This is a genomic window from Mesorhizobium sp. M0045, from assembly GCF_040323385.1.
Lineage (GTDB): Bacteria > Pseudomonadota > Alphaproteobacteria > Rhizobiales > Rhizobiaceae > Mesorhizobium.
This window is the reverse complement of sequence record NZ_JAMYUY010000006.1, coordinates 97,033-119,713: the sequence shown is the minus strand read 5'-3', so window position 1 is coordinate 119,713 and position 22,681 is coordinate 97,033. Positions and strand designations below refer to the sequence as shown.

The window sequence follows — 22,681 nt, the reverse complement described above, 5'->3', positions numbered from 1 at the left end:
GCCCATACGAGCCGTCGAACTGTCGGTGGGCAACGAAGTCCGAGCAGGTGAACAACCGACGCTCGTGGAAGAATCGCGTGGGGGCTGCCGCGTGAGCGACGACTTCCCAAACTGCATTGAGGCTGTAGCCCTCAAGATCATGCCCGAATTTCTTGGCGAGCCCAATCGCGCATTGTCGTCACCGGGCAACGAATGGCGCTGGGGTAAAAAGGGTGCGTTCTCTGTCGATTGCCGGAAAAACACCTGGCACGACCATGAGGATCAAACCGGCGGTGGTGTTCTCGACTTGCTGAAGGCGTATCGCGGTTATGAGAAGCCGGAGGCGATCGAATGGCTTCAGGAACAGGGATACCTCGAAAAGCGAGATCGGCCGAACGGTGCCGGCGCCAATGGAGCTCAAAAAGGCAAGTTCGCCGGCTTTATGGACGATCACCCGATCGCGACGTTCCAGTATTTCGACGACAAAGGGAAGCTCGCCTACGAAGTCCTGAAGTTCGCCAAGACAGCGCCGCGCCGCTATATGCAGCGCCGGCCGCATCCGGCCGGCGGCTGGATCTGGGGCCTGCAGGCTGGGCTCTACGGCAAGACGAAGAGCGGTGACTGGTTCAAGGCCAAGGCCGGCAAGCATTACGAAGACGAGAAGCAGTTCGAGGACACCAAGTGGGTCCTCTACAACCGCGCCGAGGTGCTGAAAGCGATCAAGGAAGGCAGGCCGGTCGTCCTGGTCGAAGGCGAGAAGGACGTCGAGACCTTACGCGAATGGGGCCAGGTGGGCACCACGAACCAGGGCGGAGCTAAGAACTGGCACCCGGAACTCAACGCCGACCTCGCCGGCGCCGATCTCGTCATCTGCTCGGACTTGGATGATGCCGGAAAGGCGCGGACGATGTTGCGTGGCGCTGATCTTCGGCCGATCGCCAAGCGGGTTCGATCGCTCGACCTGGCGCTGCACTGGAAGGATGCGCCGGAGAAGTCCGATGTCACCGACTGGAAAGAACACGCCGGCGGCACCGGCGAGAAGTTCGAGATCTTGGTCAAGAAAGCGCCGGCTTGGGTTCCTGAGCGGCCGCGCGCGTTCGGCGCCTATTATCACGACGAGCTCGACGGACCGGGACTCGAGTACGACTACATCATCGACGGGCTGATCACGACTCGAGGGCGCTCGATCATCGGCGGGCCATCAGGATCCGGCAAATCGTTCCTTGCCCTGCACGCGGCCTATTGCGTCGCGCGCGGGCAGGATTTCTTCGACTATTCCGTCGAGCGCGGCGGCGTCATCTACCAGGCCGGCGAAGGCGGCCTAGGCATGAAGAAGCGCCAGAAGGCCTATCGCAAGCACTTCAACGTTTCCGAGGATGAAGACATTCCTCTCGTCGTCCTGCCGGCGAAGGTCGATCTCTATTCTCGTGAGGGCGACACCGATCGGCTGATCGAGGCGATCAAGTCGATCAAGATCACCATGTCGATGCCGCTGCGCGTCGTCTTCATCGACACGCTGGCAACGGCGACCGTCGGCGCCGACGAAAACAGCGGCAAGGACATGTCGGTGGTGCTCGCCAACATCGCCCGCATCGAGCATGAGTGCGGCTGCCACGTCTGCCTCGTCCACCACATGAACGCCGACGGCAAGAAGCTGCGCGGGCACACCTCTATCCACGCCAACGTCGACACCGTCATCGTCGTCAACCAGGACGAAGAGACCAGGATACGCACCGCCCGTCTGGCCAAGCAAAAGGACGACGAGGATGGCATCAAGATTACCTTCTCGCTCGCGTCGGTCCCGGTGGGACTCAACCCAAAGACGCAACGCGAGATCACTTCATGCGTGGTGCTGACCGTCGGCGAGAAGGAGCGGCTGAAGAAGGAGCAGGAACGACAGGGCTTCTACGTCAACCCGACCGAGCGGCGCATCATGATGAACCTGTTCGACACTGTCGATCGGCATGGCAAGTTCATCGCCAACGACAAGGAAGGCCCGAAAGCGGCCGTCGGCCGCGTCGTGGTCGACTGGAAAGACTACCTGGTCGTCGCCCTCGAGAAGATGCTCGAGGTCGAGGATAAGGCCAAGGCCACCGACCAGATCCGAAAGGAATTTGCCCGCGCGAAAGATGGCCTGACCAAGTATGGGCTGATCAAGATGGTGAAGCCCTACATGTGGTGGGACGGCAAGCCAATTCGCGGGTTCAAGCGAACCTTCCCAAAACCCGAAATTTCGGACGAGGACCGGACGAACACCGGACAAACACCGGACGAACCCGTTTCCGAGGGAATGCGCGAGTTGTTCGAAACTGGCGGGGACATCGTCCTCTGATGGCCCGCCGCAAGCTGCAGAAACCGGCGCCAACCAAGCGCCATTTCACGGAAAGATTCGGGCATCCGGTCGTCATTCGCTGGACGATCGCGAAAGGCGCATTCATTGGATTTCTGACCGGACTTGGCTACTCCTCCGCTGATATCGAGCGGCGCATGGCGGATGGCACAAGCAGGGCGACCGTGCGCCGGCAATGGAAGAATTGGGGCCTGCCGTTGAACGAGGTCGGCGGGCCGAAGCACCGTCGGATTTCGGTCAATCTCACCTTCCATGAGCGCGCCAAGCTCGCGCGCCAGGCCAAAAAGCGTGGATTAACGGGCGAGGAATATCTTCGCCGAATCAACGTCTGCGCAATCCGGGACGATATGTACGATGCAATCACAGATGGTGAGTTCGACTGATGGCCGGCTGGGATCCAACGCTCGTTAAAAACGCGATGGTCCACGCGTTCGAGGTGCTGTTCGACACCACCGGCCAAGTTGGTCCGGACTGGTTCAAGAACAATTGGCCGGAATACCGCGTGACCTTCGAGGACGAGGTGGGGCAGATCGCCCAGGGCACCGAGCGGCAGATCGAACGCGTGCGCGTCCAGCGCACGGCCCGCGAGATCACCATCATGGAAAAGGTGCTGATCGGCAGCAAGGGACCGGAAGGTCAACAGCTACCGAATTGGGGCAAGTACGTCGAGGACGCGCCGGCTGCGCGCCGGGCGCTCGTGACCTGGTGTTTCTGGGAAATCCGCGGCCGCCACACCGAGGTCGAGTGCGAGCGCCGCGGCTGGGCCTATTCGACGTTCCGGCGCCGGCGAGATTTGGCCGCCAAAGCGATCGCGTCTTGCTTGAACGAGGCCGGCCTCCCGTCATGGTGACGGTGCAACCGCTGCGCTAATCTTTGTCTCGATTGGTGGCGCTCAGGCTGCCGTTACGAAGAAAACCTTGTTGGAACTGAGGGTCGATAGGACCGTCATGGTTGGGCGAGACAGAGAAGTGGGAGGTCTGCTTTTGTCCAAAGACATCCTGATAAGTCAGAATGCAATCAATCCACAACATGCCAGCGCCGGTCGCGATGACGGCATGAGCATCCCCTTCGAAATCCGTATGGTTCCAAGTGAGGAAGATCGATCCTTCGCCGCCAGCCATGATGGGACCACAAACATTTTCGGACGGCGCACTATTGCGTCTGACGGGGCGGCTGCCGCCATCAAAAGAAGCGAAGCCGGTGATGGTGGCTTGCAGGAATATGCGGAAAGCGGGGGATTGCCCGTAGTTCTTCACATTGACCCAGCAATGGAACCAATCCTCATCCATTCCAAAACTGCCGCTGACGCCGCTAAGGTAAGCTCGGATTTGAGCGTGGCCGATCTCGCTGGCAACTTTGACGCCGTCCTGAGCAGCCCGCGTGGCATCCCGATTCAATACCAACGTGTCGCGCACGAGACGGACGGCCCAGATGCTAACGCCTACGCTGCCAAAGGCGGCGAAGGCTGCGATCCACTGTGCGTACGTATCCGTAGGCGAAGTGTAGGTTTCCCAAATGCTGGGCCTAATGACTGGATTGTCCTCCCCGGTCTGGCCATTCTTGGCGTTTTGGTATCTTTCTTGCTGATAGGTTGGATTACGAAACCCGGGGAAAGCCCAAACAAGAAACAGTAGGGCAATCCCGACGCCGCCAACTACGCCAAGTGCAGTGTCTGTGAACCGATTGCGGTTAGACATTAAGTAAAAAACCCACCCCGAATTTGCCCCCAGTGAGCTTACTCCGCACGTTTACCTTTTCTCGTCAATGCCAATCGGATTAGAAGAGTCCGGCCATCTTTAGGCCGACAGCTGCCACAGCACCCCACGCGGCGATCTCGAAGAGCCGACGTTTTGCACCCTTGCCAGGCTCGGCGCTGATGTCGATCGACGGGACGTGCCTCAGATAGAGGTTCGCCTCCGGCGCCGCGGTGCCTTCTGGACCTGGATCAATCCCCCTCGCCTCCATCATGCGCCGGCTGAACGCCCGCCCTGCGGCGTTCTCGTCCAGCCCTGCGTGATACTTCTTCCGCAAAGGTGTCGACTCAAGGACGACCTGGCGCTCTTCATCTGAAATCGATCCGACCTGCCCGGCCGGCATGATCACCTGGACCTTCTCGACCTCGCTCGGCACGTTGTCCTCGCCGATCACCGAGATCAGCGCCTCGCCGATCTTCAGCACCGGCAATTCCTCGCGCGTCTTGAAGCCCTTGCGCGGGCGAATTGTATCGGCTGCAGCCTTGATCTTCTTCAACGACTCCGCCGTGTGCGCGCGCATCGCGTGCAGGATCCTCGTTCCGAGCTGTTCCAGGACTGCGGCCGGCACGTCGGTCGGCGATTGCGTGACGAAGAACACGCCAACGCCCTTGGATCTCACGAGGCGAACAAGCCGTTCGATTTTCTGCAGCAGGTGCTTTGGTGCATCGGCGAACAGCAGGTGTGCCTCGTCGAAGAAGAACACGAGCTTGGGCTTGGGCAGGTCTCCGGCCTCGGGCAATTTGCGGAAGAGCTCGGACAGCAGCCAGAGCAGGAACGTCGCATAAAGCTTCGGTGCCTCGAGCAATTGGTCGGCATGCAGCAGGTTGATTGTGCCCCTGCCCTCGCTGTCGACAGCCATCAAATCGAGGATATCGAACGGCGGCTCGCCGAACAGGCGATCGCCGCCTTGCGCTTCGAGCGCCAGCAAATTGCGCTGGATGGCTGCGATTGAAGCAGCGGTGACATTGCCGTACTTCCGGCAGACGTCCTCGCGCTCCTCGATCATGTCATTCAGCGACCAACGCAGATCGTCCAGCGTCAGCATGTAGGCCTGCTCGTCCTCCGATTTCTGGAAGACGATATCCATCGCCCCTTCCTGCGCCTGGTTGAGCCCGAGCATGCGCGCCAGCAGGCCAGCGCCCATGTCCTGCACGCTCGTCCGCACCGGCAGTCCGTGGCGGCCAAAGATATCCCAGAGCGCCACAGGGAAGCGCCCGCCGGCGGCAACACCGGAAAGATCGCCCTTGATATCCGCCGCGAAGACAGGGACGCCGGCGGCGCTGAATTGCTCGGCAAGGCGCTGCAGCGTGACGGTCTTGCCGGTACCCGTGGCGCCGGTGACCAGCCCGTGACGGTTAGCCAGGCGGAGCGGTAGGGCGACAATTGCACCGGTCGAGGTCTTGCCGATTTCAATCGTCGTCATCGCCGTTGCCCTCCGTGATCTCGTCAGCCCGTTCGAGGAACGGGAATTCGCCGGCACCTGGTCGCTGGTTGTCGCGGATGATGTGCTCTGCCGCGAGCTGGCGCGCTTCGCTCAGCGCGCCCTCGAGTCTCAGCAGGCCAACAGCCACATGCACCCATGGCGGGATATCGCCCTCCTCCCGCAGCCATTTCTTGACCGTCTGGGGTCTCACGCCGAAGATCCTGGCGAAGGCAAACACCGGCATTGCCATGTCCAGCAGCTCGGCCCGGAGCTCTTCCCCGGTCATTCTCTTGTATTCGAATCGCGGCATGTTCTTCCCCGGCATCGTCGCGCCGAGGAGCATAGACATAATCTGGTTCATGGTCAGCTTGCCCCTACCGCGAATAATTGAGCAGACGGCAACAGATCGCCCCACATATGAAGGTTCGTGCACTGCACATCGTTGTCGGCCATCCATTGAAGGCATTGCTTCTTGGTGCCGAAGAACAGCCCAAATCCCATCAGCCTGTCCTCTCGGACCTCGTGCGTCATGCCCTTGATGGCGCTGTTGCTGTAGTTGAGCAGCAGAACTCTCTTACGCTTTGAATTGTCGGACATGTCGATTTCCTTTCGTGAAGCCCCACGATCGGGGCGGTTTCAATTCTCTTTGGTCAGGCGGGCATGGCAGGGCAATTCCCGTCTTGCCCATGCGCGCCAGGCGCAGGCATCCCCGCGCTTCTCGAAGTCCTGATACAGCAACGGCGACGGCGGTAGGGTGAGCGCGAAAAGGGTAACGCGGTGCATGATTAAGCCTCGCCCTCGCAGTCCGTCGCCTCAGACAGGAAATCCCAATGGGGCAGTTCGACCGTGTAAAACGCGGTGTAGAGATGAGCCGCGATGCGGCGCCATCCATCGGTCTGGGGCGTATAGAATTCGAAGTGAACGAAACGTGGGCGGCGACCGGCAGCACAAAAGTCCCACGCGACGCGGGTGCTCCAACACATTTCGGCCGGTATGGCGTCAGGGTGTGGCGTTTCCCACGATCTCCCGCGCTCGCGGTGCTTCGTTGGCGGGAATTGCAGATTGTGCGCGGTGCGCGCGGCGTCAGCCAGCGCGTCGACGTCGACCTCGTCGCGCTTTAGCAGCCATAACGCGTATTCCAGAGCCTTTGAATCGGCCTCTGGGCCTGGTTTGGCTGTCGATCGCATGGGCTTTGCCATCGTGCGAGCGTGCGCAGCGCGGTCGGCAACATACCATTTGCTTTCGTATTTCATTTTCGGGGTATTGCTCATGGCGGGCATGTTTTCTCCTTTAGAATTGGGCCCACGATCGGGCCGTTGCTGGTTGCTTAGACGCGCTCCGCGCCGGCGGGCAAAGCCCCGTCGCCGTGGTGCACGCGAAAGACGCCGGGCGCGTCTTCAGGGAAGCGGATTTTCTGCCCGGGCTCTGCCTTGGCGATGGCGGCGCGCAGGCTGCGCAGTTGGCCAACGGTTATTGTCGCGTCGTTGTCGATGAAAAAGCCATCGTCGCAGTCGGCGTAGTTATCAGCCGCCTTCGCAATTGGCTTTGCCGCCGCCAGCATGTCAGGCGCGGCAGCAAGCAGCGCGCGCCATTGCTCCGGCGACGGCTCTTCGCCGATGCGATAGCCGGAGAGCGTCACGACGGCGATTTCGCGCCCGTCGTCCGAGCGGATGGCCGGCAGATCGTTCAAGTTGCGGCCGCCGCGCACCGTATCAGCGGCGGAGGCAAAGACGGCCGGGAATGAGCCGGCATAGGTCCTAAGTTTCATCGGTTTACAATCCTTTCAAACAGGCAGCGGCGCCGGGGCGGCTGCAATTGCGATTGTGGCGACGAACGCGAGGAACGCGGCCACGGCGAGGAATGCGGCGAGGTCGTGGGCCAGGTCGAGAAGGAAGGCGCGCGTCATCGGCGCGGCTCCAACTTTGCCAACGTTGCAGCATCGATTGTTCGGGCCTTACGCTGGTAGCCGGGCCAGAGCCGACCCACTGCCACGCATGTGGCCGTCCCGTCGGTGTGCACGATGCAGCGGACGAGCGCGCCTTGCGGCGTTCGGTAAAGGGCCGGCGCGGTCATTCGTCGAACTCCTCGACGGCATCGGCCGGCGCCCAGATATAGAAGTGCTTGGAGTCATGGCCGAAGATGGACCATGTTCCGGCCTTGCCCATCTGCCCGGCGTCACAAGCTGCCGGCGGGATGGCAAAGCCCGGCGTTTTCAGTCCGCCGTTGTGGGGGACGTGCTCGAGCACCGTGCCGGCCTTGGCCGTCACGTCATAGTCACCGCGAAAGCGAACGACCACGTCGCGGGAGAGGCGATAGCGCTTGACCATGGTCAGACCCCCCACACGCCGCCGCCGAACGAATTCGAACGGCTGGACGCAAGGCGGAAGGTCAGGACGAAACCTCGCGGATCACCATGGGCCTTAATGTCGGTTGCACCATATGGCTGCAGGACTTTGGCCGCTTCGGCTTCGATCCGCGCCACCGCCTTGTCGGCGCGCTCCTCGTCGGCGTCGGTCCAAGATGCCAACACGCGACGTGCTGTAGCGTCGTAGCGTTCGATCCCGTTGCAGCGCTGGACAGCTATTCGGGCGGCGCGTTTGCCGAGCCGCACGAGGGTTTCCGCCGCCACCGCGTCACGATAGGAACTGGTTCCGGTGCCGGCTTCGCTCGCCAACGTGGCGGCCAGATACACGGCGGGCTTAGGTTCTTTGTGCATTTTCATTCCCTTTCGAGTGCCCACAATCGGGCAAGGCTGGTCACGATTGACCATCGGGGCGGCGCGCGTGTCGCCGGCCGGAAAGGCAATCGAGGAGAGAGGCGCGGGCCGAAGCCCGCGCGATGGACTATTACCGACCCATCTTCTCGAGATGGCGTAACGCAGAAAGCCCCTCACGCAAACGCCGCAGCACCTCGGCTGATTGGTCCGCTTCACCTTCAATTCGCACCAGGTGGGCAGTAATGCGCTTGAAGGTCTTGGACTCCGGTTTGCCCTTCAAGACGTCAGCAACGTCGAAGATGTCGTCTTGAATAGTCATTTTTGTGCCTCACCCTTCGGCAGCTTAAACCCGTCCAGCCACGACGGGCCGTGGGTGTTGCGAAGGGTGCGCAGTGTGCCGCCGTCGTCATAAGGCGCGTGGCCCATCCATGCGCCCCGGAGCACGCTTTTCCAGCGCCGGCCATGCTTGGCGGCGTAGCGTTGCAACGCGGCCAGTTCTACGGCGCTGAGGGGTGGAAGCTTCTCCATTTTCACAGCTCAAGCCAGGCGCGCTTTGCAGCGCGGGCGCTGCGGCGGACATCGCGGCGGACGCGGCCTTCGATACGGTCGGAAAACTGGCGCTTATCGGTCTTCATGTTCGTTCCTTTCATGTTGCCCACAATCGGGCGGTTGCGGTCTAGCGACCATCGCAGCGCCCATCGCGGGCGCTGAAAAAGGCGCTAGTCGTCGCTCTCGTCGAACTCACATGACACGACCGCGCCGAACAGGTCGGGCGCGACCGCTGGCACGTCGCCCATGCCGTCGGGCTTCACGCGCTCATCACGGACCGCCTGCACGTCCGCCGGCGTAATGCCGACCTGCATGCGGGCAATGCAGTCTTCGCCGGTCAGGCTGTTATCCAACACGTAAACAACCGGCCCGTGCGAGGTGTAGACGGTCGCGAGGAAAACGAAGGCTTTCAACATGTCACGCCACCACGTTGGAAAAGCGCGCGTCGCGGCGCTTGGCAGCGGCCGCCGCCGCCGGCGTGAGATAGACGACGCCGCAGCAATGGTTACCGTCGACGCGCTGCCAACGATAGCGGATGACGCGTTCGCCCTTGCGCGTGGTCTTGAAGGCGACGACATGCGCGGGAACCGGGCCGGCCCAGATGTCGTGAAAGGTTGCGGTGGGGGTGTTCATCGTGTCTGCCTTTCGATGGGCTCACAATCGAGCCGTTTTGCAAGAACACTCTCTCAAAACCCGGGCGAAATGTAAAGCAAATAATGCGCTATGAGCATGAAAACACGCGCTTTTTCTTCGTTCCCTACTTGGCCTTTGGAGTGACACCGCCCCGCTATACGCGCCTTGTCATAGTCGAAACGGTTCGCGTTGCTTGCACCTGGCCTACGCATGCTGCCGCATGCTGGCCTGCTCTACTGCACAACCCTGCGACTCTGCCCACAACTTGACCGAGTGAGCACTTTTCAGCGAAAAGCGCACCCATACCCGATAGCGTCGAACACCATGCCCGCCGAGCTGCTACCCCAGCCGGCGCCCTGCAGCTCTGCTCGAGCATGATGTTGCATGCTCACAGCGCCTCACCAGCACGCGCCCACCCTGCCCCATCTCGCCCCTCATCCCGCATGTGTGGTGCTCATGGTGCGCTGCGCCTGGCTCGAGCTGCTGCCAGCAAAAGCGACTTAGGGACCGTATCAGGGGGTGAGCGCCAGCGGAGCGCAGCCCCGCGGTATTTTACCGACCTTATGTCCTATAGGGGCCTTCCGCTGCTCTGGGCCGGTTTTCTGTCAAGCGAAATCGCCTTTGGCGCGCTGGTCGGCTGAAAATTCTTCAGAGCGGGAATTCGGACAAATCCCGGACAATTCCGGGACAAACTCGGGACAGGTCGGAAACGGTAACGAAGTAGCAAGCCTGTTCGAAAGTCGGGGGATTGACCGAAGCTCGAAAGAGCAGCAGTTTCTCGCGACCTCCCCCTCGCGTAGACGCTTCTTTCTGACCTGATGAGGTCTTCGGGCGGCGGCGTAAGCCCGCCGGCCAACGAAGAGCACTTCATCTCAGAACTATCCCTGTCCTTAACAATCGCGGCGGACCCCCTTGAAGATCACCGCGACGTTTCACCAGGATGCGGAGCTCATCCGCTTCCTGCAGAAACTCGAAGGCCCGGAGATGCAGCAGGCTGCCGCGCGCGGCCTGAATGAGCATGCCGGCGAGCAGGCTCGGCAGTCTGTCGTCCGTATCGCAGCGACCACCGGTGTTCCGGCCGGGCGCGTAAGATCGAAGACCCGGGTCGTCAAGGCGGCGCCCGGACCAAGCATGACGGCCGAGGTCGTCACCGCCGATGTCGCCATTCCGCTCGCCGAATACGGCAACCCGGTGTGGGTTCGAGATCTCAATCCGATGTCGGACGGGAAATTCGGCGGGTCGGTCAGCTCGATGCGCGGCGCCGAGGCGACCGGCTGGAATGTGAGGCGGCAATTTCCGCACTCTTTCATCGCCAACGGCCAGGTGGTCGTCCGCACAACGAAAGACAGGTTCCCGTTGAAAGTCCTCTCCATGGCGGTCCTTGCCAACGAATTGGCGAAACCGACCAGGCCGAATGTGCCGGCGTCTGAACGGTTCGCCGCGCTTGACCTCGAAAAGCGCGTCGTGCGGCAGGTAATCAGGACGCTCGGGCTGTAGCATCGTGGGCAGGCCAGTCGGGAAGAAGCCGTCTACGGCGACGGCTATCCCGCCTACTTGCTCGAAAGCCGATCTCGCAAACCTGGTTGGCGTGTCGATCCGTTCGATCACGGATTGGGATCAGAAGGGTGTCTTCCGGCGGGCGGTCGGCCGCGGGCGGTACGAGACTGTCGCTTCGGTCAACGGATACATCGCCGCGCTGCGCGAGCAGGCTGCCGGCAGAGCATCGGCGACCGGCCAATCGCTGACTGACGAGCGCGCCCAGACTGAAAAGGTCATCCGGCAGATCAAGGAACGCGAACTCGCCAAGATGACCGGCGAGTCGATGACGCTGTCGGAAATCGAGGCGAGCTGGTCGCTGTTTGCGCAGACCGTAAAGGCGGCTGTCCTGTCGATTCCAGGCAAGGCGCGATCGAGCATTCCGCACCTGACGCCACATGACGCCGACGTCTTGAAGCACATGTGCCGCGATATTCTGCTGGATATGGCCGAAGAGGTCGAAGCTTCGGTCATTTCCGGCGATCCCGGGGAGATGTCGGGTGAAAAGTGATGCTGTGAAGCGCCTTTTTGGCGCTCTCGGCAAGGCACTTCGACCACCTGAGATCCTGTCGTTTTCGCAGTGGGCGGCCAAGCATTTCCGCCTCTCGGCGACCTCTTCGGCTGCGCCTGGCCGTTTTCGGCCATGGAAATTCCAGCGCGGCATCCTGGACGCGATGGGCGACCCGCTGATCGAGCGGGTCTCGGTCATCAAGAGCGCCCGAACTGGCTACACTGTCAGCCTTATCGCGACGATCGGCGCATTTGCGGTCAACGACCCCTGCCCGATCATCTTGTTGATGCCGACGGACGACGACGCCCGCGGTATCGCGGTCGACGAGCTCGACCCGGCCTTCCGGGAGACGCCGGCGCTGCGCGACGTCATGCGCATCGGCCGGTTCGACGGCCGCAATACGCTGACGCAACGCATGCTGCTCGGCGGTGGGTCGCTGAAGATCCTGTCGGCCATGGCGCCGCGCAACCTTCGCCGTCACACGGCCAAGGTTCTGCTGTGCGACGAGGTCGACGGCATGAAGGTCACCAAGGAAGGTGACCCGATCAAACTGGCCGAAAAGCGCACGACCTCGTTCGCCGATCGCAAAATCGTCATCGGGTCCACCCCGACCGACGAAGCGACGTCGATCGTCATCAAGCGCTACGAGGAATCGGACAAGCGGGTTTTCGAGATTCCCTGCGTGCACTGCGACGTGCCGTTCGAATTGATGTGGGAGCATCTGGACTGGAAGCCAGGGCAGCCCGAAACGGTCGTCTGCATGTGCCCGAATTGCGGCACCGAGATCGAAGAGCGGTTCAAGCCGCAAATGGTCGAGAACGGCGAGTGGCGCGCGACCGCGCCGCACGTCAAGGGCCACGCCGGCTTCCGGCTGAACGCGCTGATCTCGCAGTTCGCCAATGCGTCGTGGCCGAAGCTGGTCGAGGAGTATGAGAAGGCGCTGAAGGCCGGCGCTTCCGACATGCAGGTGTTTTACAACACCGTGCTCGGCAAGGTTTGGTCGTCCGCGATCAACTATGTCAACGAGAACCAGCTTCTCGCGCGCTGCGAAGACTTCGGCATCGCGTGGGATCACGAGAAATCAGGCTGGCGGCAGGACATCCCTGAAGACGTCGCCTACATCACGGCCGGCGTTGACGTCCAGGTCGACCGCCTCGAGGTGGTGCTGGTCGGCTGGTCGCGTAACCATCGCTATGTGCTCGGCCACCTCGTCATTCGCGGCTCGGCGCTGCTTCAGACCACATGGGACGAGCTCGATTCGCTCCTCATGACGGTCTGGAAGCATCCGCTCGGCGGCGAGATCGGGGTCGAGGCGGCCTGCGTCGACTCCGGCGACGGCAACATGACCCAGCGGGTCTACGACTACTGCGAACGGACACAGGGCCGGAAGATCGTCGCCATCAAGGGCGACGACGGCCCTCGCCCGGTCCTGAAGGCGAGCACGACACGGCGGCGCAACCGCTCGGCGACGCTCTACATCGTCGGCGTCGACCAGGTGAAGACCGACATTTTGGTCTCGCTGCCACTCGAACCACATGAACAGCAGTCGTTTCGCTTCGGCAACGCGCTGACAGAACAGTACTTCATCCAGCTCACCGCGGAGCGGCGCGAACTGAAATACCGGAAAGACGGACGCCCCGAGATCATTTTCGCCCGCATCGGGAAGAGAAAGGCTGAGGCGCTGGACTGCACGGTTTATGGGATCGCGGCAAAACACCTTTGTCGCTTCGATTTTGACAGCCGCTACGAAGATCTGAAGGGTAAGCCGATCGCTCGGCCGAGCCTGAAAGACAGCGTAAAGCGGCTCCACGGCTAGGATCATCATGGGTATGCTCGAACGTCTCAGCCGGCCATTTCGGTCGAGCGCGGCCGTTCCGAAGCCGAAAGCGGCGTATTTTCAGAGCGAGAGAAGCCCGTTCCTCGTCGGCTGGAACCCGCAATTGCGGGAGCAGCAACAGGATGTCCAGGCTTCTTGGGAGAAGGCCGCGGCACGGTCGATATCAGCAATTCAGAACTCCGGCTTTATGGCCGGCATCGTCGAGGTCTCATCCGGCGGAGTCGTCGGCTCCGGTTTGCGCATGGCAAGCCGCCCTGACGCGGATGTGCTCGGCTGGAAACCGGAATACGCAACCAAATGGGCTCGCAACGTCGAGACCCGATTCCGCGCGTGGGCGAACAATCCGCGCGAATGCGACGCCCAAGGCCAGATGAACTTCAGCCAAATGCAGCAGGCGGCTTACGCCTCCTACATGGGGCATGGCGAGATCCTGGCGCTGATGCCGATGATACGCCGCGAAGGCAGTGCGTCATTGACCAAGGTCCTGATGACGCCGCCGACGCGGCTGGTCAACTGGACCGACTACACCGGCGGCATGATCCAGGGCGTCAAGGTCGACGCGTGGGGCCTACCGATCGGCTATCGGCTGCGCGAGCGTGAGAATCTGCTCGGCTGGCGCGAGCGTGACATCCGCGCGCTCGACGCAGATGGCCGGCCGAACGTGCTGCACATCAAAGACCCGACGATCGCCAGCACCCGCGGCATCGGTCCGTTCGCGTCGGTGTTGAAGGTCGTCCGCCAGGTCGACCAGTACTTCGACGCCAACCTAACCTCGGCGATGATCCAGACCATCTTCGCCGCGACGTTGAAGACAAACATCTCTGGCGTCGCCGCCTACGACGGGCTGTTTACCCAGCAAGATCGGGTGAACGGCGGCTCGGTCGACATGTCCGCCTCGGCATTCTCGAACATCAAAGGCGAATGGTACGATGGCGCCAGCATTGATCTGTCGCAGCACGGCCGCATCGCCCACCTGTTCCCGGGCGACGAACTCAATTTCACCGAGGCGAAGCAGCCTGGCCAGCAGCTCGACCATTTCCTCGGCTGGCTGCTGCGCGAGATCGCTCGAGGTGGCGGCGTCACCTATGAGAGTGCGACCGGCGACTATCGCGGCGCCACCTATTCGTCAGTCCGCATGGCTGGCGCCGTCGAATGGCTGACCGTCATGCGCCGGCGCAACAACCTGATCGTGCCGTTCTGCAACATGGTGTTCCTGTGGTGGCTGGACGAGGAGATCGCCACCGGGCGCATCGAATTCCCGGGCGGGTATCACCGCTTCAAAGAGATGATGGCCTTCGCCGCGCGCGCGACATGGACCGGGCCGGCCAGGCCGCAGGCCGACGATTTCAAGACCGCGCGCGCCTACGAGGTCCGCAAGGGCATGCAGGCAACGACATTGTCGGAGATCGCCGAAGAATACGGCCGCGATTGGGATGACGACGCCCGCCAGCGCGCGGCCGAAAATGCGCTGCACGACGAGCTCAACCTGCCCAAGCCATGGGCGGCAACCGACATCTTGCAGGTCAAGGGCGGCGAGGAAGCTGCGCTGGAAGAGGCGAAAAACGCCGGGGCGCCGCCGGATCAACCCAAGAAGACTGGCGCCGCGGCTGAAGACGACCCGGATTCGTCACTGGCCGCGGAACTCGACGACGATCTCGAAGCAAAACTGGACGAGGAATAGGGCCGTGGCGATCGACTTCGACCTGATATTCGGCGTCGAGGAGTTCGACCCTTGCGTCGCACTGGTCGCACTCCGCCCCGCCTATATGAAAGCCTCGGTCGGCGGCCAGGTCACGGAAATCACCTTCCGTGACCGCACGGTGAAGTACAGCGCGGCCGACTTCGCGATGTTCGGTGCTCTGATTGCCCGTCTCGAGTCGGAATGCGCAGCCAAACGCGGTCGCGGGCCTACCCGATTCGCCATCACCGGCGGCTATCGCCAGGACACGTGGCCTGGGCGGAGGATCAGATGAACATCGTCGAAGCCGCGATTTCGGCGCCATGGGCAATGCTGCCCGAGCGCGTCGAGGAACTTGTCGCCATCGCATCACGCGAAAACTCCACGACGCCGGAGGCGCTGGAAGCCTATCGATCTGCCCGGGCGGACAACGGAGAGAGGCTGAAGATCCGCGACAATGTTGCGATCCTCGACGTCTCCGGTCCGCTGTTCAAGAAGGCGAACCTGTTCGTCGCGTTCTCTGGCGCAACGTCCTACGAGATCCTTCGGCGGGATCTGCAGGCCGCGCTCGACGACAAGGCGGTCGATGCGATCATGATCAATGTCGACAGCCCGGGCGGAGAGGCCAATGGCTGCGACGAGCTGGCCGCGGCCATCTTCGCCGCGCGGGCCAAGAAGCCGGTCACGGCCTATGTCAGCGGCATGGCGGCGAGCGGCGGGTATTGGATTGCGTCCGCGGCCGACAAAGTCGTTGTGAGCGACCTGGCCGTCCTCGGCTCGATCGGCGTCGTACTCGGCATCACAGACCGCAAGAAGGCCGACGAAAAGAACGGCATCAGCCGGCTCGAGTTCGTCTCGTCGCAGTCGCCGGGCAAACGGCCGAATGTCGAGACCGATGAGGGCAAGGCTCGCATTCAGAAGATGGTCGACGACCTCGCCACTGTTTTCGTCTCGGCTGTCTCCAAGCACCGCAACGTCACGCCCGACACAGTCATCAAGAAATTCGGCGGCGGAGGCGTTGAGGTCGGCGCCAATGCCGTCGCCCTGGGAATGGCCGATGAAGTCGGCCAGTTCGAAGCGGCGTTCGCCGCACTTTCCACCCGCGGCAAAAACCGCCGCTTTCAACGCTCCGGAGGATCCTTCATGAGCACTACCGAAACGGCTGACATTGCCAAGATTCAGGCGGAAGCCGCAGCCAAGGCCAAGTCAGACGAACGCACCCGCATCTCGGCAATCACCGGCACCGAGGCGGCCAAGGCGCATCCAAAGCTGGCAAAGTTGCTGGTCGACGCCGACCTCTCGTCCGAGACCGCGATTTCCTTCCTGAATGCCGCTGCCGAGGACACCAAGGCGGCTGTTGACGCCAAAACACCGGCGATCGACCCCGCCAAGGCGGCCGCCGATGAAGCCGCCGCCAAGGCCAAGGCATTCGAAAAGAAGAAGGCGGAGGCCGGAGCTCTCGGCCTCGGCACCCAGGACTCGACCGAGGCCAGCGCCACGGTCGCCGCCGGCTGGGGCAAGGCTGTCACCAACGCAAACCGCCGCGTGAACTGAAGCCCGTTCCACCCGGTAATTCCCAACTTCCATAACGGAGTTTTCAAATGGTAACCGTGCTTACGGAAGGCCTCCATCCCGGTGAGGCCATCATGAGCGAGGCTCACTGGCACCGCTCGCGCGAGGCCGTGAAGATCGCGTTCTCGCAGACCATCCTCGCCAACAGTCTGATCGCGAAGAAGGCAGTTGTCGCCGATGTCGTCGCCACTGCGGCGGCCGACGCGGGCAACACTGCCGGTGGAGGCGCGCTCACGCTCGCCAACCCGGCGGTCTCTTCGAAGGTGAAGGACGGCGTCTACGCTGTCATCTGCACCGAACCCGCGACCAACGCCGGAACTTTCGAGGTGTTCGACCCCTCGGGCAAGTCGATCGGCAAGGCCACGGTTGGCGTCGCCTTCACCAAGGAGATCAAGTTCACCATCGCCGATGCGACGGACTTCGTGGCTGGTGACCGCTTCACCGTCACTGTGGCGGCCGACGGAGTCGACTATGAATGGGTCGCGTTCGACCCGACGGCCACCGACGGCGCCGAGATCCCCGGCGGGTATGCGATCTACCCGGCCACCACGCCGGCAGACGCGAAGATCGCCATCGCGGCGATTGTCCGCGAGGCCGAGCTGAACGGCAACTGCATCGCCTGGCCGGCCGGCATCACTGCTGGCCAGAAGGCCGATGCGACGCAGGAACTCGAGAAGCTTCAGATCATCCTCCGCAACTAGCGTTCCCGGCGGGGCAGCCCGCCGGTTCTTAACCGCGGCGCCGCCGCATCGGTCCATCAGCCCTGCCATCCGCAGGGCTTTTTTGTGGGAAAAACACAATGTCTGTGCTCGATATCTTCGACCAAGACGCATTTTCGGTCACGACGATGTCCGATGCGATGCGTGAACTGAAATACGTGCCGAGCTTCATCAGCAGCCTCGGTCTCTTCCAGACGACCTCGATCGACACCCTCGACGTGGTCATCGAGAAGGACAAAGACCAGAACGTCTTCCTCGTGCCAGCCTCACCTCGCGGCGCGCCCGGCAAGACGTTCGGCAGGAATCGCCGTGCCATGCGCAGGCTCGGCGTACCTCACTTCCAGGTCGACGACGCCATCTACGCCGACGAGGTGCAGAGCGTGCGCGCGTTCGGCCAGGAGAGGGCTGTCGAGACCTTCCAAAACAAGATCGCCAATCGCGGCGCCGAGGTCCGGCAATCGTTCGCGCTGACCGAGGAATACCATCGCCTCAGCGTCATCACGAAGGGCCAGCTCCTCGATGCCGACGGCTCCATCCTCTTCAACTACTATACCGAGATGGGTGAGGCGGTGGCAGCGGAGGTCGATTGGGACCTCGACAATGCCGCGCCTGTCGACGGCATCCTTCGCAAGAAGGCGACTGCCCTGACCCGCTCGATGGGAACAACCCTGGACGGCCTTCCCTACTCCGGTGTCATGGCACTTTGCGGCGACGCGTTCTTCGACGATCTCATCGCGCACAAGGAAGTTCGCGATACCTACAAGAACATCGCCGAAGCGATCACGCTCCGCCAGGCCTACATCCAGAACAACAATGGCAGCGTCCAGCAGGGTGTCTGGGGTTCCTTCACCCTTTTCGACATCACCTGGGTCAACTACCGCGGCGGGCAGACGATCGGCATCGACACCAACGAGGCGAAGTTCGTTCCGCTCGGCGTTCCCGGCCTCTTCCGCTCGGTCTACGCTCCGGCCGATTATATCGAGACCGTCAACACGATGGGACTCGAGATGTACGCCAAGCAGTGGCAGATGCCGAACGACAAGGGTGTCAACCTGGAATTCCAGTCGAACGTCCTGCACTACTGCACCCGCCCGCGCGTGCTCATGCGCGCCCGCCGGACCTAAGTCGTCCTCCCAAGATGACAACCCCGTTCGCGGATCTGGAAACGCTGGTTTCGGCCGAGGTCGACGCGCTCATGGGCGAGCCCACGCGCGTGGTTCGAAAGGTCGCAGGCCAGTATTTCTCCCGGTCCGCGGACGGTGGTCGCGCCGACATCGATGTCATCGGCGTGGTCGACTTCAACCCGATCATGGCCCGACCGAAAGATCAGGGCCAATACGACGGTTTCCAGCCCGGTCTCGCCACCGATAAGATCCACGTCTCCTACACGGCCTCGCGCTTCGCTTCCCGCGATGCCTGGCCGGTCGACGGCGACGAGATCCTGCTGCTCGACCCGACTCGCTCGGGCGCCAAGCTGCGCGTCACTCGCACGGATCCGGACGAGCTCGGCCGCATCGTTTGCATCTGTGTGCCGGCATGAGTCTGATCAGCCTCGCCACCCGCATTGTGCTGGCGCGCCTGCTGGCCGGCAGGACGTGGGCGCAAGACCAGATTTACGATCAGCCTCTCGACCCAATCACCGAGACCCTGCGCGCGGCCAATGCGAAACCAAGGCCGGTGATTGCCATCTACACCGGCGAGGCCAAGGGCAAGCCGGTGGGACTCGAGACGCAGGGCGGATGTCAGAACATCCGCACTAACGTCTACGTCTATCTGCCGCCGTCCAAGATTGAGCTCCCGGACACGGTTGAGTTCTCGATCGACAATGTGGGAGCGGGCCTGGCGCTCAACACGATCGGCCGGCAGATCGACGCGGCGATGCACTATGGCGTGCCAACTTGGGTGAAGATCTGGCGTCGGTTTGTGCTGAAGATCGACGACAAGGTGAGCCGCTTCGTGCTCGTCGAGATCCAGGGCGGGGTGAAGATCCCCTGCATGGAGATCATCTATGAACTTGATTGCGTCGCCGACGCCGACTTCGGCAGGCCTCTCTACGGTGCATGGCTGGAACTGGACACGCTGCTGCGCGCCGACGGCGCGGGCTCGGAAGGCGAGATGCTGGCCGAACACATCAAAGGTCTGATCGAGAGCCCGGCCGGCTTGCGCGACTACGAGCTGTTCCAGACGAATTTCGGCCTGACCGATGCGGCATTCGAGGCGACCGGGCTCGCGCCGCTGTCGGGTTCAGTGGACGAAGGCGATGGCAGCGTGCCGGACCTCGAGGACGTCGACGCGCCGCAGCAAGGCGAGATCGTGCCGCCACAGCAGGTGCCATGAGCCTGCATCGCGTTCTGCGCTCCGTCTTCGAGCGGCTGCAGGAACATGAGCGGCGGCTCGCCGGCGGTCATTGGGTCGGCAAGGTGAAGCAGGTCGACGCCGAGAAGCACCTCATCCGGATGGTGCTGGGCAAGGATGACGACGGCGCCGACGTGCTGTCGCCATGGGTGCCAGTCGGGCAGGTCGCGGGTGCCTTGAAGCTGCACAGCATGCCATCAGTCGACCAGGTGATGGTGATCCGGTCCGAAGCCGGTGATCTCGAGCAGGGTATGGCCGAACCTTACCACTGGACGGACGAGAATCCCTCGCCGTCACAAGACGGTGGCGAGCACAAGCTCACGTTCGGGGACGTTACTATCACCCTGGTGTCCGGTGGCCTGAAGTTTCAGGTCGGCGACACGACGGTCGAGATATCGGGCTCGAAGCTCAGCGTCCAGGCAGACGAATTTGTCACGCACGGCGCGTCGATGAAGCACAATGACAAGGAAATCGGCGACACCCACAAGCACGGCGGCGTCGAATCTGGCGGTTCGGACACTGACGTGCCCGTATAGGAGGATCACATGAAAAAGGCCTATTATCCAACTGCTCTGGCTGGCAAAACGGTCGCCGGCGTTCCCAACCCCGGCGAAGGAATACCGATCGCGCTGACCGAGGCGCAGGCCGAGCACGCTCTCCGGCAGGGCTACCTGACCGAGGAAGCCCCCGCAAAGTCGGATGACGCTGCCAAGAAGACGAAGAAGGCCTGACCGTGGCAGGCATCGACGCGACGAGCGGAGCCGTCCTGGATGGCTTCCCGCACGTCGAGCAAAGCCTCGGCAAGATCTTCACCACCTTTCAGGGCGAGCGCGCGATGCGCGAATGGTTCGGCAACCCCGGGCTGCGCCTCTTGGGCGAGAATGCGACATCGCGGACCATCCTGCTCTGGTTCAACGTCCTGTGGATGCTGGTCGAGCTGTTCGAGCCGCGCTTCAAGGTCGTCCAATTCGTCGTCAACGACGTCAACCGGCTCGGCTACGGCGATTTCACCATCAACGGCAAGCACCTGCCGTACGGCCATCTCGATTGGGAGCAGGCCAGGCTCTTCGTCTCGATCGACGGCGGCACCGTCACCCTGAAACCTTCGATCTGAGGCTCATCAATGTCGCTCGACTTCTCGACGCTGCCGGCGCCAGCGATCATCGAGATGTTGGACTTCGAAGCTGTCGTCGACGCTCTGATCGCCGATGTGACCGTCCGCTTTGCTGCCGCCGGCGTCGACTACGACGTCGGCAACCTCGAAACGGACCCGGTGAAGATCATCCTCGAGGCGGCGGCCTATCGTGAGGTTCTTCTGCGCGCCCGCATCAACGACGCGGCGCGCGCCAATCTGATCGCCTTCGCCACCGGTTCGGATCTCGATCACCTGGCCGGCTTCTATGATGTCATCCGACTGGCCGGAGAAACAGACGAGGCTTTGCGCTCGCGTGTTGTCCTGGCGATCCAGGGCCGGTCCCCGGCCGGACCGGAAGAGCGCTATATGTTCGTCGCCCGATCGGCCGACGTGCGGGTCAAAGAAGTCAGGGTGTACCGGGTCGATGGCGGTCCGAACATCCGGATTGCTTTGCTGGCGTCGGACAATGGTGGCGTTCCGGATGCCGCGATGCTGGCGGCCGTAACCTCAGCAGTGTCAGCGGCAGGCGTGCGCGTGGTCAGCGACGTGGTCGAGGTTCTGGCGGCGACGCAGGTCACATCGAACATTGCCGCGAAGGTCTGGCTGCTGCCCGACACGCCAATGGCCGTCTTTGACGGCCTCGAGGCAACGTTGCGAGCGGCATGGTCTGCCGAGGGCGGCATCGGCTTCGATCTCAATCCGTCGTGGATCGCGTCGAAGCTGCACGCCGTCGGTGTCGCAAAGGTTGAGGTGACGGCGCCGGCAGCCTCCGTCGTTGTCGACGGAAACACCGCCATTGCCGTCGGCACCGTCGCGCTCACATTCTCGGGTCGCCAACGTTGATGGCCGACCACCTGTTGCCAGGCAATGCTACCGCGCTCGAGCGGTCGGTCTCAGAATCGCTCGATCGTATCGGCTATTTCGGACCGACGATCGACGCCAGCCGCGGCCTGAAATACCAGCCGGTTCTGCCGGCCAGCTTTGCGCCGTGGATCGTCGCCCAGTATGGGCTCGGCCCGATATCGTCGTACTTCAACGACGCCAACATGCTGATCGCCGCCGGCATTCCGTGGCAGCGGATCCGCGGCACGCCGCTTGCGGTAGCGACCGCCCTTGCCTGGCTGCAATATATCGATCTCGACATTGACGACCAGAAGGCGGCGCGACGGAAGTGGAACCGTTACCAGATCGGCATGGGACGCGTCCCCGACGTTGAGTTGCCGGTCCTGCTCGACGCCGAATACCTGGCTGGCCTTTCGGATCCTGCTCGCTCGGTCTTCTTTAGAGGCTGGCACGGCTACGACTTCCGCACCCTTGAATGGGCGCAGGGTCGCTGGGGTGATGTGATCTGGGGCGACGACAGCGGCGCTCGAGTCGACGGCGGCTCGGTGAAATGGAGTCACGGTGAAGATGACGCCGGCTCGATCGTCGCCGGACAGCCGCAGCGCATCGCGCTCGACGTCGACGTGCACGAAGGCGACGAGCTCGAATGGGGCGATTTCCCTTGGGATGCGCCCGGCATTTCGTGGGACGGCGTCGAGGACGTTGCCGCGTTCAAGGCTTTTCTGATGCTGCGGCTGCCGGTCTATGTCGGCTTCTACAACGGCGCAGGCGCGGCAATAGGCTATCGCCGACCACTTTCGTTCAAAGACGTGACGAGCATCGACGCGGTGGGCGAAACGATCACGCTGCAGGTTGAATGCCGCACCGGCTTCGGCGATGGGGAAGGCCAGGCGGCGGCGACTTGCGCCCTCGTCTTCCGCGCACGCAACGCCAACATGGCCAAACCCGGCAAGCTCTGGCTGGCACCGGGGGAGATCGCTTTCGAGGACGGCTACGACGCGGCCGACATGAAAATCGGCTCAGTGCCGCTCGACTTCACATTCCGCCGCACCGTGCGGCAGCACGTAACGCTCACATTGGAAATCTGAACC

General features: G+C 62.5%; 31 protein-coding genes. 18 read left to right on the top strand and 13 right to left on the bottom strand.

All coding sequences use genetic code 11. From position 1 onward, the window contains the following. Positions 1–91 precede the first annotated feature (91 nt). Genes NKJ72_RS12015 through NKJ72_RS12005 form a run of 3 tightly spaced genes read left to right on the top strand, consistent with a single transcriptional unit; the run spans position 92 to position 3,179 of the window. On the top strand, positions 92–2,311 hold the full coding sequence (locus NKJ72_RS12015) for an AAA family ATPase (RefSeq protein WP_352477239.1): 2,220 nt from the start codon (positions 92–94) through the stop codon (positions 2,309–2,311). Next, positions 2,311–2,712, top strand: a complete 402-nt coding sequence (locus NKJ72_RS12010; protein WP_352477238.1) for a hypothetical protein — start codon at positions 2,311–2,313, stop codon at positions 2,710–2,712. The genes NKJ72_RS12015 and NKJ72_RS12010 overlap by 1 nt, the downstream gene beginning before the upstream one ends. Beyond that, on the top strand, positions 2,712–3,179 hold the full coding sequence (locus NKJ72_RS12005; RefSeq protein WP_352477237.1) for a hypothetical protein: 468 nt from the start codon (positions 2,712–2,714) through the stop codon (positions 3,177–3,179). Before NKJ72_RS12010 ends, NKJ72_RS12005 begins: the two co-directional genes overlap by 1 nt. A 16-nt stretch (positions 3,180–3,195) precedes the next feature. On the opposite strand, the gene NKJ72_RS12000 is transcribed toward NKJ72_RS12005, so the two are convergent. From NKJ72_RS12000 to NKJ72_RS11940, 13 genes are all read right to left on the bottom strand, one after another. Further along, positions 3,196–4,026, bottom strand: a complete 831-nt coding sequence (locus tag NKJ72_RS12000; RefSeq protein WP_352477236.1) for a hypothetical protein — start codon at positions 4,024–4,026, stop codon at positions 3,196–3,198. Positions 4,027–4,105: 79 nt separating this feature from the next. Further along, positions 4,106–5,506 carry a helicase HerA-like domain-containing protein gene (locus NKJ72_RS11995; RefSeq protein ID WP_352477235.1) on the bottom strand — a complete coding sequence of 467 codons (1,401 nt, stop codon included), beginning with the start codon at positions 5,504–5,506 and terminating at the stop codon, positions 4,106–4,108. Beyond that, positions 5,493–5,849 (bottom strand): hypothetical protein, encoded by a 357-nt coding sequence (locus NKJ72_RS11990; RefSeq protein ID WP_352477234.1) that lies wholly within the window; start codon positions 5,847–5,849, stop codon positions 5,493–5,495. The genes NKJ72_RS11995 and NKJ72_RS11990 overlap by 14 nt, the downstream gene beginning before the upstream one ends. Positions 5,850–5,869: 20 nt before the next feature. Beyond that, positions 5,870–6,103: a hypothetical protein gene (locus NKJ72_RS11985; protein ID WP_352477233.1), complete on the bottom strand. Its 234-nt coding sequence runs from the start codon at positions 6,101–6,103 to the stop codon at positions 5,870–5,872. Between the two features lie 188 nt (positions 6,104–6,291). Beyond that, the gene (locus NKJ72_RS11980; protein ID WP_352477232.1) at positions 6,292–6,786 is read right to left on the bottom strand and encodes a hypothetical protein; all 495 of its coding nucleotides are present in this window, start codon (positions 6,784–6,786) and stop codon (positions 6,292–6,294) included. A 47-nt stretch (positions 6,787–6,833) separates the two neighbouring features. Next, the gene (locus NKJ72_RS11975) at positions 6,834–7,274 is read right to left on the bottom strand and encodes an XkdD/Y8K6 family phage-associated protein (RefSeq protein ID WP_352477231.1); all 441 of its coding nucleotides are present in this window, start codon (positions 7,272–7,274) and stop codon (positions 6,834–6,836) included. Between the two features lie 15 nt (positions 7,275–7,289). Further along, positions 7,290–7,412 carry a hypothetical protein gene (locus NKJ72_RS11970; RefSeq protein WP_352477230.1) on the bottom strand — a complete coding sequence of 41 codons (123 nt, stop codon included), beginning with the start codon at positions 7,410–7,412 and terminating at the stop codon, positions 7,290–7,292. Positions 7,413–7,575: 163 nt separating this feature from the next. Then, a complete protein-coding gene (locus NKJ72_RS11965) occupies positions 7,576–7,833 on the bottom strand; it encodes a hypothetical protein (protein ID WP_352477229.1) in 258 nt (85 codons plus the stop codon). Positions 7,834–7,835: 2 nt separating this feature from the next. Then, a complete protein-coding gene (locus tag NKJ72_RS11960) occupies positions 7,836–8,222 on the bottom strand; it encodes a hypothetical protein (RefSeq protein WP_352477228.1) in 387 nt (128 codons plus the stop codon). A gap of 130 nt (positions 8,223–8,352) precedes the next feature. After that, a complete protein-coding gene (locus NKJ72_RS11955) occupies positions 8,353–8,541 on the bottom strand; it encodes a hypothetical protein (RefSeq protein WP_352477227.1) in 189 nt (62 codons plus the stop codon). Beyond that, a complete protein-coding gene (locus NKJ72_RS11950) occupies positions 8,538–8,750 on the bottom strand; it encodes a hypothetical protein (RefSeq protein WP_352477226.1) in 213 nt (70 codons plus the stop codon). Before NKJ72_RS11950 ends, NKJ72_RS11955 begins: the two co-directional genes overlap by 4 nt. 191 nt (positions 8,751–8,941) lie before the next feature. Further along, entirely contained in the window at positions 8,942–9,187 is a 246-nt protein-coding gene (locus tag NKJ72_RS11945; RefSeq protein WP_352477225.1) for a hypothetical protein, read from the bottom strand. A 1-nt stretch (position 9,188) separates the two neighbouring features. Beyond that, on the bottom strand, positions 9,189–9,404 hold the full coding sequence (locus tag NKJ72_RS11940) for a hypothetical protein (protein ID WP_352477224.1): 216 nt from the start codon (positions 9,402–9,404) through the stop codon (positions 9,189–9,191). A 912-nt stretch (positions 9,405–10,316) separates the two neighbouring features. On the opposite strand from NKJ72_RS11940, the gene NKJ72_RS11935 reads away from it, so the two are divergent. The 15 genes from NKJ72_RS11935 (at position 10,317) to NKJ72_RS11865 (ending at position 22,678) form a co-directional block, all read left to right on the top strand. Further along, on the top strand, positions 10,317–10,901 hold the full coding sequence (locus NKJ72_RS11935; RefSeq protein ID WP_352477223.1) for a phage tail protein: 585 nt from the start codon (positions 10,317–10,319) through the stop codon (positions 10,899–10,901). A 91-nt stretch (positions 10,902–10,992) separates the two neighbouring features. After that, the gene (locus NKJ72_RS11930) at positions 10,993–11,451 is read left to right on the top strand and encodes a hypothetical protein (RefSeq protein WP_352477222.1); all 459 of its coding nucleotides are present in this window, start codon (positions 10,993–10,995) and stop codon (positions 11,449–11,451) included. Next, complete coding sequence (locus NKJ72_RS11925; protein WP_352477221.1) at positions 11,441–13,267, top strand: phage terminase large subunit family protein; 1,827 nt, start codon at positions 11,441–11,443, stop codon at positions 13,265–13,267. The genes NKJ72_RS11930 and NKJ72_RS11925 overlap by 11 nt, the downstream gene beginning before the upstream one ends. Before the next feature lie 7 nt (positions 13,268–13,274). Continuing rightward, positions 13,275–14,969: a phage portal protein gene (locus NKJ72_RS11920; RefSeq protein ID WP_352477220.1), complete on the top strand. Its 1,695-nt coding sequence runs from the start codon at positions 13,275–13,277 to the stop codon at positions 14,967–14,969. A 4-nt stretch (positions 14,970–14,973) separates the two neighbouring features. Continuing rightward, positions 14,974–15,261: a gpW family head-tail joining protein gene (locus NKJ72_RS11915; protein WP_352477218.1), complete on the top strand. Its 288-nt coding sequence runs from the start codon at positions 14,974–14,976 to the stop codon at positions 15,259–15,261. After that, the gene (locus tag NKJ72_RS11910) at positions 15,258–16,520 is read left to right on the top strand and encodes a S49 family peptidase (RefSeq protein WP_352477217.1); all 1,263 of its coding nucleotides are present in this window, start codon (positions 15,258–15,260) and stop codon (positions 16,518–16,520) included. Before NKJ72_RS11915 ends, NKJ72_RS11910 begins: the two co-directional genes overlap by 4 nt. 47 nt (positions 16,521–16,567) lie before the next feature. Next, entirely contained in the window at positions 16,568–17,239 is a 672-nt protein-coding gene (locus NKJ72_RS11905) for a head decoration protein (RefSeq protein WP_352477216.1), read from the top strand. A gap of 98 nt (positions 17,240–17,337) precedes the next feature. Further along, on the top strand, positions 17,338–18,381 hold the full coding sequence (locus NKJ72_RS11900) for a major capsid protein (RefSeq protein WP_352477215.1): 1,044 nt from the start codon (positions 17,338–17,340) through the stop codon (positions 18,379–18,381). Between the two features lie 14 nt (positions 18,382–18,395). After that, positions 18,396–18,797 (top strand): hypothetical protein, encoded by a 402-nt coding sequence (locus NKJ72_RS11895; RefSeq protein WP_352477214.1) that lies wholly within the window; start codon positions 18,396–18,398, stop codon positions 18,795–18,797. Further along, on the top strand, positions 18,794–19,594 hold the full coding sequence (locus NKJ72_RS11890) for a hypothetical protein (RefSeq protein ID WP_352477213.1): 801 nt from the start codon (positions 18,794–18,796) through the stop codon (positions 19,592–19,594). Before NKJ72_RS11895 ends, NKJ72_RS11890 begins: the two co-directional genes overlap by 4 nt. Further along, positions 19,591–20,148: a phage baseplate assembly protein V gene (locus NKJ72_RS11885; RefSeq protein WP_352477212.1), complete on the top strand. Its 558-nt coding sequence runs from the start codon at positions 19,591–19,593 to the stop codon at positions 20,146–20,148. Before NKJ72_RS11890 ends, NKJ72_RS11885 begins: the two co-directional genes overlap by 4 nt. 9 nt (positions 20,149–20,157) lie before the next feature. Further along, a complete protein-coding gene (locus NKJ72_RS11880; protein ID WP_352477211.1) occupies positions 20,158–20,343 on the top strand; it encodes a hypothetical protein in 186 nt (61 codons plus the stop codon). 2 nt (positions 20,344–20,345) lie between these two features. Next, positions 20,346–20,726, top strand: a complete 381-nt coding sequence (locus tag NKJ72_RS11875) for a GPW/gp25 family protein (protein WP_023674545.1) — start codon at positions 20,346–20,348, stop codon at positions 20,724–20,726. Between the two features lie 9 nt (positions 20,727–20,735). Beyond that, entirely contained in the window at positions 20,736–21,590 is an 855-nt protein-coding gene (locus tag NKJ72_RS11870) for a baseplate J/gp47 family protein (RefSeq protein ID WP_352477210.1), read from the top strand. Further along, entirely contained in the window at positions 21,590–22,678 is a 1,089-nt protein-coding gene (locus NKJ72_RS11865) for a phage tail protein (protein WP_352477208.1), read from the top strand. Before NKJ72_RS11870 ends, NKJ72_RS11865 begins: the two co-directional genes overlap by 1 nt. Positions 22,679–22,681 lie beyond the last annotated feature (3 nt).